Source organism: Luteitalea sp. (assembly GCA_009377605.1).
GTDB lineage: Bacteria > Acidobacteriota > Vicinamibacteria > Vicinamibacterales > Vicinamibacteraceae > WHTT01.
In genome coordinates, this window is record WHTT01000035.1 from 1 (window position 1) to 14,283 (window position 14,283).

The window sequence follows — 14,283 nt, forward strand, 5'->3', positions numbered from 1 at the left end:
AGTAGCCGGCGTTGTTGGTGGTCGCGTGAGTTGCGATTCCTGTCTGTTCATTGGTGACGATGATCGTGGCGTCAGGAGTGACTGCCTCGGTCGCGTCAGTCACACGGCCGGTGATCTGGGCCACCTGGCTGAAGCCGACGTGCGGCCAGGCGAGGAACGCCAGCAGCAGCACGATCGAAGGCCTCGAGCGTCGATGTCGCGTGCGTGAGCTCGTCAAGGGTTTCATCTCAACCTCCACCCAGCAAAGACCGAAGCGGCACGCCTCGGTCACAAAGGACACATGCACTTCGCAGCAGCTGCACCGGTCCAAATTACGGCGGGAGAAGCATAGGCCTCAGCCGGTGCGCAATGAAACCAAACTTAAAACAAATTATGAGAGGAGCATATGCCTGCGATCAGCCCTTGTCAAGCCGAGACGAGGACTCAATGTCAAGAGAAAACTGAGAGAGTTGCGAAGAAGAGGAAGAAGTCGAGGGTGGATTACGGAGAAGGGCCCGTAAAAATAAATAGCGATAAGACACTGAAACGTTTGACATAAATAATGAAGGCAGCGCGGTCATGATCGCCCGGTCGACGGCTGGCCAGCAGCTAAATCGCAAAACAGGGCAGCCATAAACAGGGCCATAAAACAGGCCATAAACAGGACAATTGACTCGGGTCGGGAGCTCGGTTATCTTGTTGAGCGAACAAAAGACGAAACTATGCCTGCTCTCGCCCGTGCCGATCTCGAAGCGCTGCTCCGAGACCGCAAGTTGGATCGGACATTACTGGACACCCAAGTGCCACGGTCTCGGGCCGTGGCAAAGACGGGTGTCGCTTGGTTGGATGCACAGCTTGGCGGCGGTCTTCCTCGTGGAGAGACCTCGGAAATTACTGGTCAGCGGTCCTCTGGGCGCACAGGAGTGCTGCACGCGGTGCTTGCCGCAGCGACTGAGCGTGCCGAGGCCGTGGCCGTCGTCGATCCGCTCGACCGGTTCGATCCGGTGTCTGCAGTGGCTGGCGGGGTGCAGCTCGAATGGCTGCTGTGGGTGCGCGGACCAGCGCTTTCGCCGGGCGAGCTCGCGCGGCGTGCCCCGAACGACGAGCACGATCTACTTGGACGAGCGTTGACGAGCGCGCTCAAGGCGTCGGGACTCATCCTCCAAGCGGGTGGCTTTGGCCTTGTCGTGCTCGACTTGGCCGATGTGCCGCGCCGTGCGCTCGCGCGTGTGCCGTTTACGACGTGGCTGCGGCTCCAACGATCGATAGCGGATCGCAACACCGTGTTGCTCATCGTCACAGGTGAGCCAGTTGCGCGTAGTGCCGGTGGCGTGTCGCTGCGTCTCGCGCACGCCATGCCGCGATGGCAGGGCGAGAGCGATCGCGCGCGCATGTTTGCAAGCTTCCAGCCTTCGCTCGCCTGCGGCGAGCTACCCGCTTCCGCTGTCGCTTCGGCGAGGAATCCTGAATCCTGATGTACCTTGCGCTTGGATCGTCGGCATCCGTGCACGAAGCGCTTTGCCGTGTTGCGGCTGATATGTCGCCGCGTGTCGAGGCGCTTGCGCCGGGGCTCGTGACCGCTGATGTGAGTGGCCTTCGTCGCATGTTCGGTGAGGCGCATGCAATTGCGCGCGCCGCCGAGTGCCTCGCGGCGGACCGTGGCTTGTCCGCGATCAACGTGGCGGTTGCCGGCACGTGGATGGTGGCCGCCTTGCTCGTCCGGACACGCCGAGGGCTCACTGTCGTGTCACCCGGTGAGGAAGCGAGTTGCCTGGCGGATCTCCCGGTGGCCCAGCTCGCCGACATGCCAGCTATCCAAAAGCAGGGGCTCGATTCTCCAGAACCGATTCGCGCGAAGGGCAGGCGGGGGAGAGGCCCCGCGGGTGGAGCGCATCGTCACTACCGCATGGCGCCCAGCCCCAACCTCCATGAGGACGCCGACATGCCGTGTGCCGAGATTGTCGCCACGTTACAGCGCTGGGGCATCAGGACGTGTGCCGATCTCACCCGACTGCCAGCCGACGCACTGCATGCACGGCTCGGTCTGGATGGACTGGCGCTCCAGATGGTTGCACGCGGCGAGGATCCACGGCCACTGATGGCGACTCGTCTTCCCGAGATCTTCGAGGAGACGTGCGAGCTCGAATGGCCTGTCGAAGAGATCGAGCCGCTCTCGTTCGTGCTGGCGCGCGTGCTCGAGCCGCTCTGTCAGCGCTTGGAGCGGCGCGACCGCGGTGTTGCCGTGTTGCGCTTGCGACTGAAGCTCGTCACGCGCACATGGCACGAGCGCGCCATCGAGCTGCCGGCGCCGCTGCGCGATCCAAGAACGCTACGCACGCTGTTGCTGCTCGATCTCGAAGCGCACCCGCCGGACGCCGGCATCGATCGCGTCACGGTGGCCGCCGATGTCGTCCTCGGTCGCATCGTGCAATACACGTTGCTCGGCTCGCATCCACTGCCAGCGCCAGAGCGGCTGACAACGCTCATTGCGCGGCTGAAGGCCCTCGCAGGCGAGGGACGTGTAGGAGCACCACGCCTGCTCGATGCTCATCGGCCCGACGCGTTCACCATGACGGGATTCGAGCCTCCCGTCGAGCAGGCCGTGACCTTACCGAAGGCACGGCTTCAGCTGTGCCGAAAAGAGAGCGCGAGCCTCGCCGACAAAACCGCCGAAGATTCTTGCTCGACCAGTCCTCCCTTGCGACGTTTGCGCCGCCCGTGGCCGATCCGTGTGCGGGTCGTCGAGGGGCGGCCGGTCTCCGTGCAGCTCGGGACCAGTACGCCTGGTGGTGGGCTCGTTCGCAAGGCGGCCGGTCCTTGGCGCACGTCGGGCGCATGGTGGAACGATGCTTCGCGCGGAACGGGGTCCACACGCGCCTGGGATCGCGACGAATGGGATGTCGCGCTTGCCGATGGTGTCTATCGCATCTTCCAGGATCGATCGACCGGCGGGTGGTTTCTCGAAGGAGAGTTGGACTAGAAAAGGAACCGGGCACCTTTTCGGCCCCGAAAAGGTGCCCGGTTCCTTTTTCGCTATTCCGTGCGGAGCGCGCGCACCGGGTCGACGCGCAGCGCTCGCTGGGCGGGAATGTACGTCGCGACGAGCGCCACGACGAGGAGGAGCGCCGACACGGCGCCGTACGTCAGGACGTCGGTCGCTGTCACGCCGACGAGAAATGTCGCAATAGATCGGCTGAGAACGAGCGCAGCGCCCACACCCAGTGCCAGGCCGATCGCGGACAACCGCAAGCTGCGGCCGAGGACGAACGTCAGGATGTCGCGGCGGGACGCGCCGAGCGCGACGCGCACGCCGATCTCGTGCGTGCGCCGCGTGACGATGAACGCCATCACGCCGTAGATGCCAATGGCTGCCAGCAGGAGGGCGATCGTGCCGAACACCACCATCAGGAGCACGTACTTTCGCGGTGTGGCTAGCGACTCGCTGACGACCTCTTCCATCGTCATCATCTGATAAATCGGTAGCGCGGGATCAAGTGCGCGTACGACGGCGCGGGTGGGGGCGGCAAGTTGTGCCGGCTCGCCGGACGTGCGCACCACGAGATCCATAGAGCGTTCCATCCAGCCCCAGAATGGTGGTGGAAGCTGCGACATGGCGATGAACAGCTCGGGTCTTGGCTCTTGCCGGAGCCCAAAGTGCTTCGTATCACTGACCACACCGATGACCTCGACAGGTTCACCCGCATCATCTGGGTGCAGACGAGCGCCGATGGGATCGTCATTGGGCCAGTACTGCCGTGCGGCGGTCTGATTGATGATCGCCACGCGAGGCCGACCCTCGCGATCGTCGGGAGAAAAGTCGCGGCCCTTGACCACGGCGATGCCGAGAGCCCGGAAGTAGCCACGTGTGACGCCGCGGTAGAAGAACATCGGGAACTCCGGTTTGGGCCGTCCGTCGATGGGTGCAACGAGGTTCACGCCGCTGCCCCTTAGAGGCAGCGCCGACGTGGCGCCTGCGCTCATCACCTGAGGGACCGCGCGGATGCGCTCCAGGACGGTCGCGAAGAAGGTGCTCACGTGCGCCGACTCGGGGTACCGCGCCTCAGGTAGAGAGACACGAAACGTCAATACGCCCTCCGTGCGAACGCCCGGCTCCGTCGCCTGCAGCGACAGAAAGCTGCGCATCAGTAGGCCGGCGCCGATCAGGAGTGCTAATGCAAGCGCGATCTCAATCACGACGAGCATCCCACTGACGCGATGCCGTTCTGGGCGGGCGGTACCACGCCCACCTTCGCTCAAGCGATCGCGAAGGTCGGGACGGGATAATTGCCATGCGGGAGCGGATCCAAACAACAGCCCCGTCGCGATGGTCACGACTGCTGCGAACGCCAGCAGGCGCACGTCGAGAATGGACCCGGCGAAGCGTGGCTCTGTATCGGGAAGCAGCCACGGCATCAGTTGTGCGGACCAGGCACCCACGAGCACACCTGCGCCGCCGCCGAGCAGCGCCAATACCAAGCTTTCCACTAGCGATTGCCTCAGGATTCGATGGCGGCCCGCGCCCAAGGCGGCGCGAATGGCGACTTCGCGCTGGCGGCTGGTGGCGCGCACGAGCTGCAGGTTTGCGACGTTCGCACATGCGATAAGCAGTACCAAGGCGACGGCGGCCATGAGCACAAGCAGCGGTCGACCGAGATCGCCGACGAGCGTGTCGTGCATGTCAGTCAGTCGGGCGGACCAGTCACGGTTCGACTGTGGGCGCAGCAGCGCCAGGCGCGCCATGATGGCCGCCATAGCGGACTGTGCGTGCTCGAACGAGACGGCGGGCGCTAGGCGCGCGATCACCCTCAAGAAGCGATTGCCCGGCTGGCTCCTCTCGGCTGGGGTGAGTGCGAGCGGCAGATAGAGCTGTTCCGCTTCTTCCTCGAGTACGACGTTTGGCGGCAGCACGCCGATGACGGTGTGGCGCTCGCCGTTCAGGATCAGCTCGCGATTAAGGACGGAGGGATCCGCACCGAAACGGTTACGCCACAACGCGTCACTCAGGAGCAGCGTCTTTGGTGCGCCGAACGGCTCGTCAGCCGCGGTGAAGTCTCGTCCCAGCGCCGGCCGGACGCGGAGGACCCGGAAGTAATCCGCCGAAACGCGGCGCGCTGGCAGGCGTTCTGCTTCGCTGCCCGCCGTCAGGGCGACCGTGGTCGAGGTGAAGGCCGCCAGCCGTTCGAAGACGCGCTGATCGCGGTGCCAATCGAGGAAGTCGGGCGCGGTGACGCTGATGCGATCCTGTTCCCCCACGGTTTCCCACACGAACACCAGCCGGTCGGCGTCGGGGAACGGTAACGGTCGCAGGAAGACAGCGTTAACACCACTAAAGATCGCGGTCGTGGCACCAATCCCAAGCGCGAGCGTGCCGATGACCGAGAACGTGAGCACCGGCGCGCGACGAAGGGACCGGAGCGTGAAGCGAAGGTCCTGTGTGAGCTCGTCGAGAAACTGCCAGGCCCAAACGTCGCCGGATCGCTCTCGCGCGCGCAGTGCCCCGCCGAGCGCTCTCCGTGCCGTGGTATGCGCTTTGTCTGCGGGAAGGCCGCTTGCCTCGAGCGTGTGCGTCTTCTCTTCGAGGTGAAACGCCAGCTCCTCATCGAGCTCGCGGTCGAAGCGCCGGCGGCGTAGGTAGAACCAAACTCGAGAAAGGAGTGTCCGCACGGTGCTCCCCTTCTTTCCTTGCCGTAGCGCCAGAAGCGCCGTGCGCTACGCGCGCTGTGACACCTGCATCACGCGACGGATGGCAGCGAAGATCTCGGAAAGCCTGGTCTCCTCGACGCCCAGCTGCTGGTGTCCGGCCTTTGTCAGCTCGTACACACGCACGCGGCGATTCGAGGGGGTCGTGATCCACTTTGCTCTGGTCCAGCGCTTGAGCAGCAAGCGCTGCAGCGCGGGGTAGAGTGAGCCTTCCTCGACGGTGAGCACATCCTTCGATACCTTCTGAATGTGCTGCGCGATCGCGTAGCCATGCATTGGCTCGATAGAGAGTGTCTTGAGGATGAGCATTTCGAGCGTGCCGGGTAGCAGCTCACCCCGCCGCATGTCGCGGTCTTTAGTCATAGGTGTCCTGTGCATAGATAATCTATGAGTATAGATGGTCTTTGTCAATAAACTGCGTTCGCACCCCCAGGTGCGACCGCCAGCATCGGTAACAAAATAGACCGCCGGCGGTCTGAACTGTTTACCTGTCGGCCCGCATTCAGGCGGCGACCTATGAGCTGCTGGTCTTGATCCGACAGTTCGATGCGCGGGCGGGCTGGCACACCGGCTTCACCTTCTGCGCCCACTGGCTCAGTTGGCGCACCGGCCTCGAGCTCGGCGCTCCGCCCGCTCAACAACGGGTACGTTTGACGCGCCGTATTCGCGGCCACTAAAGGCGAACAAAAAGCGAATATAATGGTTCAAGCAGCGACCGTTAACGTCAACCTTCTCACGTGCCAGCGCCATGTCCGGGTATATCGAGCTCCATGCAGCTTCGGCCTTTTCTTTCCTCGAGGCAGCGTCGACACCAGAGCGGCTCGTCGACCGCGCCGCGGAATTGGGCTATCCCGCGCTTGCATTGTTGGATCGCGACGGTGTCTACGGGGCGCCACGATTCCACGGTGCGGCAAAGGCGGCAGGCATCCGCGCCCTCATTGGTGCAGAGCTGACGATCGCGGGCGCTGGAGAACGAGCCGCACCCAGCACTGCGCACCAAGCACCAAGAACCAAGCACCAAGAACCCTTTCTATGGCGCCTCCCTGTTCTCGTGGAGTCGCGTGAAGGCTATCGCAATCTCTGCCGGCTCATCACGCGCATGAAGCTGCGCGCGCCGAAGGGAGAAGGGGCGCTCGGATTGGACGAGCTCGACGGGCACACGGCAGGCCTCGTTGCGCTCGCGGGCCGTCCCGCGTGCGACGCTTCCCGCTACGGCGTCGGCGGGTTGCTCGATCGACTGATCGGGATGTTCGGCCGCCGCAACGTGTATGTCGAGCTGCAGCGGCACCTGCGGCGCGACGAGGAGATCGACAATCAGGTCCTGCGCGCGCTGGCCTCCGCATTCCGCGTGCCGATTATGGCAACCAACGGCGTGCGCTTCGCCACGCCAGACGAGCGTCCGCTCCATGACGTGCTCACCTGCGTGCGCCACAAGACGACGCTCGCGGAAGCAGGGACGCGGTTGGCGGTCAATGCCGAACGGTATTTGAAGACGCCGGATCAGATGGCCCAGCTCTTTGCCGACCAGCCGGACGCATTGGCGGCGTCGTCGGAGCTGGCGGATCGCCTGCAGTACACGATGGCCGATCTCGGCTATCGATTTCCGTCGTATCCGGTACCGCCTGGCGAGACGGAGGCCTCGTTCCTGCGCAAGATGACCGACGCAGGTGCTCGCGCACGCTACCACTCGTTCGACGAGCGCGTCGCGCGTCAGCTCGAGCACGAGCTCGCCGTCATTGAAAAGCTGGATCTCGCCGGCTACTTTCTCATCGTGTGGGACATCGTGAACTTTTGCCGGCAGCACGACATCCTCGTGCAGGGGCGTGGCTCGGCGGCAAATAGTGCGGTCTGCTACAGCCTGGGGATCACTGCGGTCGACCCGGTCGGCATGGAGCTGCTCTTCGAGCGGTTCTTGTCGGAAGAGCGCGGCGAATGGCCGGATATCGATCTCGACCTCCCGAGCGGCGACCGGCGTGAGCGCGCCATCCAATATGTTTACGAGCGCTACGGGACACATGGTGCGGCGATGACGGCCAATGTGATCACGTACCGTGATCGCAGCGCCGCACGCGAGGTTGGGAAGGCGCTGGGCATGGATCCCGTGCTCGTGGACCGACTGGCGAAGCTGATGGCGCACTTCGAGTGGCGAGATCCGCGAGACACGCTCCAGCGCCACCTCCGTGAGCTCGGGTACGCGTTTGATGCGGAGACCGTTCGACATTTCGCCGCCTTGTGGACGCGGATTCAAGATCTCCCACGCCACCTCGGCCAGCACTCGGGTGGGCTGGTGATCTGTCACGGACGACTCGACGAGATCGTGCCGCTCGAGAACGCGGCGATGCCAGACCGGGTCGTCGTGCAGTGGGACAAAGACGATTGCGCCGAGATGGGGCTGATCAAGATCGACCTGCTCGGTCTCGGCATGATGGCCGTGCTGCATGACGCCATCGCAATCGTCAATCGAAGCGCGAAGGTCCAAGGTGCAGAAGGGCAGCACCTCGAGCTGGCAAGCGTGCCACCGGATGATCCGCTCGTTTACGAGGCGCTGCAGCAGGCGGATACGATCGGCCTCTTCCAGGTGGAGTCGCGCGCGCAGATGGCGACGTTGCCGCGCCTCAAGCCTCGATGCTTCTACGATCTCGTGGTCGAGGTCGCCATCATTCGGCCCGGGCCCATCGTCGGGCGCATGGTCCACCCGTACTTGCGTCGTCGCAGCGGTCAGGAGCCGGTGACGTATCCGCACCCGTCGCTCGAGCCGATTCTCGCGCGGACGCTTGGTGTGCCCCTCTTCCAAGAGCAATTGCTGCGCATTGCCATGGTGGTGGCTGGGTTCTCGGGCGGCGAGGCGGAGGAGCTGCGGCGCGCGATGGGTTTCAAACGGTCGGAAGCACGCATGAGGAAGCTCGAGACACGACTGCGCGAGGGCATGGCACGACGGGGGATTGCCGGGGAAGCCGTGGAGCAGATTCTCCACGCGATCATGTCGTTCGCGCTGTATGGCTTTCCCGAGTCGCACGCGGCAAGCTTTGCACTGCTCGTCTATGCCAGCGCATACCTGAAGGTCTACTACCCGGCGGCGTTCTTCACGGCAATGCTGAACAACCAGCCGCTCGGGTTCTACCATCCCGCGACACTCGTCAAAGATGCCCAGCGGCACGGCGTGCGCTTCAAGCCAATCGACATACAGGTGTCGCACTGGGATTGCTCGATCGAGGAGGATGGCGCGATCCGGCTCGGGCTGCGCTCTGTGCAGGGCTTGCGAGCGATCGTGGGGCAGAAGATAGAGGGGCATACCTGCGCACCGAGATTCCAGACCCTCGAGGAGCTGATTGCGGCGACCGGCATTCGCCACGACGAGCTCGTCACGCTCGCGAGTATAGGTGCGCTCAACGGGTTCGGCGCCGATCGCCGCGGCGCCCTGTGGGAGGCGGCACGGGCAATCCGGCCAGCCGGCGAGCTGTTCGAGACGTCACTGGCTTTGTCACGACCGCTGCGCAGTCCGCTTCTGCCAATGGCGATGCACGAGCGAACGACTGCCGATTACGAGGGCACTGGGCTGACGATTGGACCGCATCCCATGACGTTTCGGCGTGCAGAGCTCGCAACACGTGGCGTGCTGCGTGCTGTGGACTTGCCGCGACAGCAAAACGGCCGGCGTGTGCGGGTCGCTGGGGCCGTGATTACACGCCAGCGTCCTGGCACAGCGAAAGGCTTCGTCTTTCTCACGCTCGAGGATGAGACCGGTCTCGCGAACATCATCGTCCGGCCGAACGTGTTCGATGGCTATCGATCAATTCTGCTGAGCGAGCCGTTCCTGTTGATTGAAGGCATTCTCCAGCAACAAGAGGGCGTCACATCGATTCGCACCGAGCGCGTCGTTGCGTTGGGTGGGACGAATCCTCCTATCGCTTCGCACGACTTTCACTAGTGGGAGAATAGGCGCATGGGCGGGTCGCTGTTGGTGGTGATGCTCCTGGCCGCGTTCCTCCTGGCTGCAGGCGTCGTTTACCAGTGGCGTGGGACGAAACGGGACATCGAGCGACAACCTGCGCCGGGACGGCTGGTCGATGCGGGCACCGGGCAGCGTCACGTTTATGTCTTGGGTACCGGTAGCCCGCCAGTGGTCTTCGAATCCGGTGTTGCCGCTTCGTCTCTCAACTGGCGGCAGGTGCAAGTCGGCGTTGCCCGGTTCACGCGTGCATGCGCGTACGACCGCGCCGGTCTGGGGTGGAGCTCGCGGCAGGCCGGTCCAACGACGGCTGCTCGTGCGGTCGGCGAGCTACGTGACCTGCTCGCGGCGGTCGGTGTGGCGCCACCATGGGTGCTCGTCGGTCACTCTTTTGGAGGCTACATCGCGTTGCAGCTTGCCTTGGGCCATGCGGACGAGATCGGCGGCCTCGTCCTCATCGATCCAATCACGCCTGAAGACTGGTGCGCGCCGACGCCGAAGCAGCGACATTTGATCGCGGGCGGCCGCCTGTTCTCGTACGTTGGCGCTGTCCTGGCGAGCGTTGGTCTCGTCCGTCTGTGTCTTGCCAGGCTGCAACGAGGCTCCGGCCGCTTGGGCCGGATAGTGCTCCGCCGTTTCGGCCGAACCGCCTCCGCAACAGTGGAGCGCATCGTTGGTGAGGTGACAAAGCTGCCCGCCGAGCTCTGGCCTGCTGTACAAGCGCATTGGAGCCGGCCGAAGAGCTTCATGGCGATGGCAGCCTGGATCGCCGGCGTTCCGGCAAGTGCGCGCTCGTTGAAGGAAGCTCTTGCGCGGGCGGAGAAACGCAGCAGCAGTGAGGGAAGCGCACTGCTCGGCCGCGTCCCGCTGGTCGTCATCAGTGCAACCCACGGTGGCTCGTCGCCACGGCGCGAGCACGAGTCGCTTGCCCGGCTCTCGGAGCGGGGCCGCGTGCTCGTCGCGCTCAAGGGGGGGCACTGGGCCCACCTGGACGATCCCGATACCGTCATCGAAGCCATTCGCGAGACGGTCGAGACCGTACGGCGGGCGCCGCCGGTGACAGCGACGCCACCGGCGGCGCCCGTATAGTAGGACGCCTCGCGAGCGCTGGCGACTCAGTGAGGACGCCTCGGCGAGGCGTCCCTCCCTTAGCTCTTTCGACCCATCAATCGGTCGACGCTGAAAGCGCCGGATCCACGGGAGGCCATGTAGAGGAACAAAAAGCAGTAGAGCACCGCGAGCTCACCCTGATTCACAATCGGCCAGAAGCCGCCAGATGCATGCCCCATGAAATAGGCCACCGCCATCTGGCCGCTTGTGATGAACGCTGCCCAGCCGGTAAAGAACCCGACGGCAACGAGCGCGCCGCCGAAGAACTCAATCGCGCCTGCGACTGTGTTCAGAGGCTCGGGTATCGGGCTGCCGCCGAAGGCGCCGAAGAGCTTTTGCGCGCCGTGGCACGCGAAGAGAATTCCAACGACGATCCGGAGTGCGGCGTAGATACCATCTGAGTACTTGCCTAGAATTCGCTCCATGCGTGGCTCCTGGTTGTGGGCGACCGACTGATGGGTGACCCTCTCATCCAACTGCACGTCGAATGTTACGCTGGCCATCGCGGCGAGGAAACACCTCGACGCTTCTACCTGGGCGAGCGTGCCATCGAGGTTGTAGAGGTTCTCGACCGCTGGCTCGACCCAGACCACCGCTACTTCAAGGTTCGCGGCAACGATGGGGACCTGTATATCCTACGCCACGACGTCTCGACGTTCACCTGGGAGCTCACGCTCTTTCAGCGTCGGTAGCGTGGTCGCTCCGAACGCTGGTCTGGGCCGCGCGCAACGCCTGGATGTCCGCGGTCGCTCGGTCCAAGATCTCGGCGATGCGGCGGCAGACCTCGTCCGAGTCGCGCCGCCAGCTCGCGCGATAGACCTCCTTCACGACTCGGCCCGTTGCCTTGTGAACGGCGCTCATCCCGCTGCCGGCCGCCCGCTCCACGGTCTCCTGCACCCGGTCGAAGATGTCTTCGACGATGCCCTTGTTGTCGCGCAGGAACTGGCGCCCCTCGTCGGTGATCCCGTACACGCGCCGGCCCTGGTCTTCCTTCCCCTGGACCAGGCCGGCATCCTCGAGCCACTGTAGCGTCGGGTAAACGGTCCCCGGTGAGGGTGTGTACCAGCCGCCGAGGCGCGTCTGAATCTCCTTCATGACGTCATACCCGTGGCGCGGCTTGTCCTCGAGCACCTTGAGAATCACGTACTTCATCTCGCCGGAATCGAACCGGCGTCGGCGTCGACCCGCGACGCGGTCGATGTACGAGTCCATGTGGGCTGCAAACGTATGCCAATCGAAACCTGCTGTCATGGCTACCTCTCTCAAATCTCTATACGATATATCGTAACGACATATCGTCACGACATATCTTACTGCATTTGAGAGGCAGGGAGATCCTTCTGAATCGCCTGTTAGACTCATCCACCATCCGGCATCTCGCACCAACCCTGGATCGACGGATAGTCGCGCGTGACCCGAGAAGGCGCAATGTTGAAACGGTCGCGGCCATTTTGGCACTCACCGTGGTTCCGTTGTCGCTCGGCGTTCGGGCGCCAGCAGTGACCGAGTTCGCCGATGATCTCAGGACCACAGCGGAGTCGCACCGCCACCTGTTCTCGATCGACAACGGATCGCTGGCGGGGCCAGGCGGCGATTGGCTGCTCGAGCGAGCTGGCAACGCGCGATTTGCGCTACTGGGCGAACGGCACCATAACCTTGAACGCCGCAGCTCACCGGTGCACTGCTGAAGGGGCTGAGAGCGGCGGGCTACGGGACATACGTTCTGGAGAGTGGGCCGGTGACGACGCGCCTGGTCGTCGACGCTGTCCGAGGAGGCGGTATGTTAGCCGCCGAGGCCCTCTTGAGGGAATTCCCCTTCAGTGTCGCGTTCTTGGACGTGCCGGAGGAACTGCGAGTCGCTGCAGATGCTCTCGCCATGGGCTACGTCGTGTGGGGTATCGACCAGGAGTTTGCCGGTGCGGCGCCCTTGCTCCTGCAACGCCCGGCCCTTCTGTACTCGGCGTCAGCCTCTTCCTCGAAGCGAACTTGGGGCGTCACCGCCGGCGGAGCTCGGCCTCACCGCGCCGCCTCACGTCCTCCCAAGGAATGCCCTGCGACTCTCCGGCAAGTACGCGCCGGGCTCGCTTCTCGATTTCCGCGGCCCATTCAGCTTCGACAGCGGCGAGGTTCTCCTCGGGATCGTCGAGACTGGCGAGCAATTCCGCGGCCACGTCAGCACGTTCCTCAGCCGGCCACGTCAACGCTTCGCGAAGAAGCTCTTGCATGCGTGAGGTCACGTCTCATTCTAGACTCGACCGACGCTGCTCAACAAGGAACACGCCGCGGGTAAGGCGACGCGTTTTGCGGGCCTAACCTTTAGGTCCGGCCGGCGTGGGCTCAGCCGCGCCTGACATCAGCCGCGGACGACTGTCCTGTCGCGCGCGACCGATAGGTCCGGCGGTAGACTAACGGGGGAAGGGGCGTGGCGCACAGCATGGTCGAGGTCCACGCCGTCGAGGAGACAGTCGGCGAGGTAGGCGTGACCGGGCGGATCTACGCGTGCAAGCAGAGCTTCGGCTGTCGACGCCGGTTCGATCTGCGATTCTCGCTCCTGCATGCTCGAGAACGTGCCATCTGGCCGCCGCGGGACGAACCGGCACCAGAAGCCGAGGTGCCAGAGGAGGAACTCCCGAAAGCGGGACCGTCCGTGATCGTCGTCTCCCCAATGCTCGCGGCCCAGTCGCGCGTACTCGCTATAGACTTGCCAGCGACACTCAGCCGATTCGTCGAGAACGCCGTTGCACGCCTCCCGAAACACCCACGGCTTGATGAGCGCGCCGCGCGCCACCATCACGCCCGCGCAGCCGGCCGCCCGCCGTTTGTTGTCGATATCATGGGGGTAGAGGATGTCGCCGTTCCCAATGACCGGCACAGCGACGGCGGCGGCCACGGTGCCGATGGCTTCCCAGTCCGCGGCTTTTCGATACCGCTGGCGGCGCGTCCGGCCGTGAACGGTGATGGCGTCAGCGCCGCCATCGACGGCCGCGCGCGCCACCTCGAGGTAGTTCAGGTCGTCGTCGTTCCACCCCAGACGGATTTTGACGGTCACCGGGATCTGCGCCACGGCCTTCTTCATGGCCTCGACGATTTCGCGGATCCGCTTGGGTCGGCGCAGCAGCGCTGCGCCCAGGCCGCGACGCGTGAACTCGTCGATTGGGCATCCCAGATTCAGATCGACCAGATCGGCGCCCCGCGACTCGGCGAGTGCAGCCGCCCACGCCATCTCTGCCGGGTCTCGGCCTGCGAGCTGTACGCCGAAGCGCTGCTCGTCGGGCGCGCGCTGGATGAGCGCGAACTCGCCGCGCTTTCGCTGCCGCAATCGCCGGGCCACCGCCATTTCACCCATGGTGATGGTTGCCCCCAACTGGTTGCAGAGCCGGCGGTAGGGCAGGTTCGATCCCTTGGTCATGGGCGCCATGATGACCGCCCCGGCCAGCACCTGACGAAAATCGTCCATCCGTTTCATCATACGAAAAGGAAAAAGGAACCGGGTACCTTTTCGGTTCCGAAACGGTCCCCGGTTCCTTTTTTCCACCTGCCCCCGT

Annotated in this window: 13 protein-coding genes; 6 read left to right on the forward strand and 7 right to left on the reverse strand. The window is 64.3% G+C overall.

Translation table 11 applies throughout. The annotated features are described in order from the left end of the window. On the reverse strand, positions 1–226 hold a 226-nt coding region (locus tag GEV06_13420), incomplete at its 3' end, for a hypothetical protein (protein ID MPZ18895.1). Positions 227–701: 475 nt separating this feature from the next. Between GEV06_13420 and GEV06_13425 the strand changes: the two genes are divergently transcribed. Next, positions 702–1,454, forward strand: a complete 753-nt coding sequence (locus GEV06_13425) for a hypothetical protein (GenBank protein ID MPZ18896.1) — start codon at positions 702–704, stop codon at positions 1,452–1,454. Positions 1,455–1,483: 29 nt separating this feature from the next. Further along, positions 1,484–2,959: a hypothetical protein gene (locus GEV06_13430; protein MPZ18897.1), complete on the forward strand. Its 1,476-nt coding sequence runs from the start codon at positions 1,484–1,486 to the stop codon at positions 2,957–2,959. 53 nt (positions 2,960–3,012) lie between these two features. Here the strand turns inward: GEV06_13430 and GEV06_13435 are convergent, their stop codons facing one another. Next, entirely contained in the window at positions 3,013–5,676 is a 2,664-nt protein-coding gene (locus GEV06_13435; protein ID MPZ18898.1) for an FtsX-like permease family protein, read from the reverse strand. A 12-nt stretch (positions 5,677–5,688) separates the two neighbouring features. Beyond that, complete coding sequence (locus tag GEV06_13440) at positions 5,689–6,024, reverse strand: PadR family transcriptional regulator (GenBank protein MPZ18899.1); 336 nt, start codon at positions 6,022–6,024, stop codon at positions 5,689–5,691. Positions 6,025–6,427: 403 nt separating this feature from the next. Here GEV06_13440 and dnaE point away from each other — a divergent pair, with 403 nt between their 5' ends. Continuing rightward, entirely contained in the window at positions 6,428–9,607 is a 3,180-nt protein-coding gene (gene dnaE / locus GEV06_13445) for a DNA polymerase III subunit alpha (GenBank protein ID MPZ18900.1), read from the forward strand. A gap of 15 nt (positions 9,608–9,622) precedes the next feature. After that, entirely contained in the window at positions 9,623–10,717 is a 1,095-nt protein-coding gene (locus GEV06_13450; GenBank protein ID MPZ18901.1) for an alpha/beta fold hydrolase, read from the forward strand. A 59-nt stretch (positions 10,718–10,776) separates the two neighbouring features. Here the strand turns inward: GEV06_13450 and GEV06_13455 are convergent, their stop codons facing one another. Continuing rightward, a complete protein-coding gene (locus GEV06_13455; protein ID MPZ18902.1) occupies positions 10,777–11,163 on the reverse strand; it encodes a DoxX family membrane protein in 387 nt (128 codons plus the stop codon). Positions 11,164–11,193: 30 nt separating this feature from the next. Here GEV06_13455 and GEV06_13460 point away from each other — a divergent pair, with 30 nt between their 5' ends. Then, positions 11,194–11,430 (forward strand): hypothetical protein, encoded by a 237-nt coding sequence (locus tag GEV06_13460; protein ID MPZ18903.1) that lies wholly within the window; start codon positions 11,194–11,196, stop codon positions 11,428–11,430. Here the strand turns inward: GEV06_13460 and GEV06_13465 are convergent. After that, entirely contained in the window at positions 11,408–12,100 is a 693-nt protein-coding gene (locus tag GEV06_13465; GenBank protein MPZ18904.1) for a hypothetical protein, read from the reverse strand. The two genes, GEV06_13460 and GEV06_13465, sit on opposite strands and share 23 nt — an antisense overlap. A gap of 101 nt (positions 12,101–12,201) precedes the next feature. On the opposite strand from GEV06_13465, the gene GEV06_13470 reads away from it, so the two are divergent. Continuing rightward, positions 12,202–12,426, forward strand: coding sequence for a hypothetical protein (locus GEV06_13470; protein MPZ18905.1), 225 nt, complete (start codon positions 12,202–12,204; stop codon positions 12,424–12,426). Between the two features lie 306 nt (positions 12,427–12,732). Here the strand turns inward: GEV06_13470 and GEV06_13475 are convergent, their stop codons facing one another. Further along, on the reverse strand, positions 12,733–12,963 hold the full coding sequence (locus GEV06_13475; protein ID MPZ18906.1) for a hypothetical protein: 231 nt from the start codon (positions 12,961–12,963) through the stop codon (positions 12,733–12,735). A gap of 128 nt (positions 12,964–13,091) precedes the next feature. After that, positions 13,092–14,207: a hypothetical protein gene (locus GEV06_13480; protein ID MPZ18907.1), complete on the reverse strand. Its 1,116-nt coding sequence runs from the start codon at positions 14,205–14,207 to the stop codon at positions 13,092–13,094. Positions 14,208–14,283 lie beyond the last annotated feature (76 nt).

What these genes read in the sequence shown, in the direction of transcription:
- GEV06_13425 (MPZ18896.1), top strand. Translation starts at nt 702, where the DNA reads ATGCCTGCTCTCGCCCGTGCCGATCTCGAAGCGCTGCTCCGAGACCGC.
- GEV06_13440 (MPZ18899.1), bottom strand. Translation starts at nt 6,024, where the DNA reads ATGCGGCGGGGTGAGCTGCTACCCGGCACGCTCGAAATGCTCATCCTC.
- dnaE (MPZ18900.1), top strand. Translation starts at nt 6,428, where the DNA reads ATGTCCGGGTATATCGAGCTCCATGCAGCTTCGGCCTTTTCTTTCCTC.
- GEV06_13450 (MPZ18901.1), top strand. Translation starts at nt 9,623, where the DNA reads ATGGGCGGGTCGCTGTTGGTGGTGATGCTCCTGGCCGCGTTCCTCCTG.
- GEV06_13455 (MPZ18902.1), bottom strand. Translation starts at nt 11,163, where the DNA reads ATGGAGCGAATTCTAGGCAAGTACTCAGATGGTATCTACGCCGCACTC.
- GEV06_13460 (MPZ18903.1), top strand. Translation starts at nt 11,194, where the DNA reads ATGGGTGACCCTCTCATCCAACTGCACGTCGAATGTTACGCTGGCCAT.
- GEV06_13465 (MPZ18904.1), bottom strand. Translation starts at nt 12,100, where the DNA reads ATGAGTCTAACAGGCGATTCAGAAGGATCTCCCTGCCTCTCAAATGCA.
- GEV06_13475 (MPZ18906.1), bottom strand. Translation starts at nt 12,963, where the DNA reads ATGCAAGAGCTTCTTCGCGAAGCGTTGACGTGGCCGGCTGAGGAACGT.
- GEV06_13480 (MPZ18907.1), bottom strand. Translation starts at nt 14,207, where the DNA reads ATGATGAAACGGATGGACGATTTTCGTCAGGTGCTGGCCGGGGCGGTC.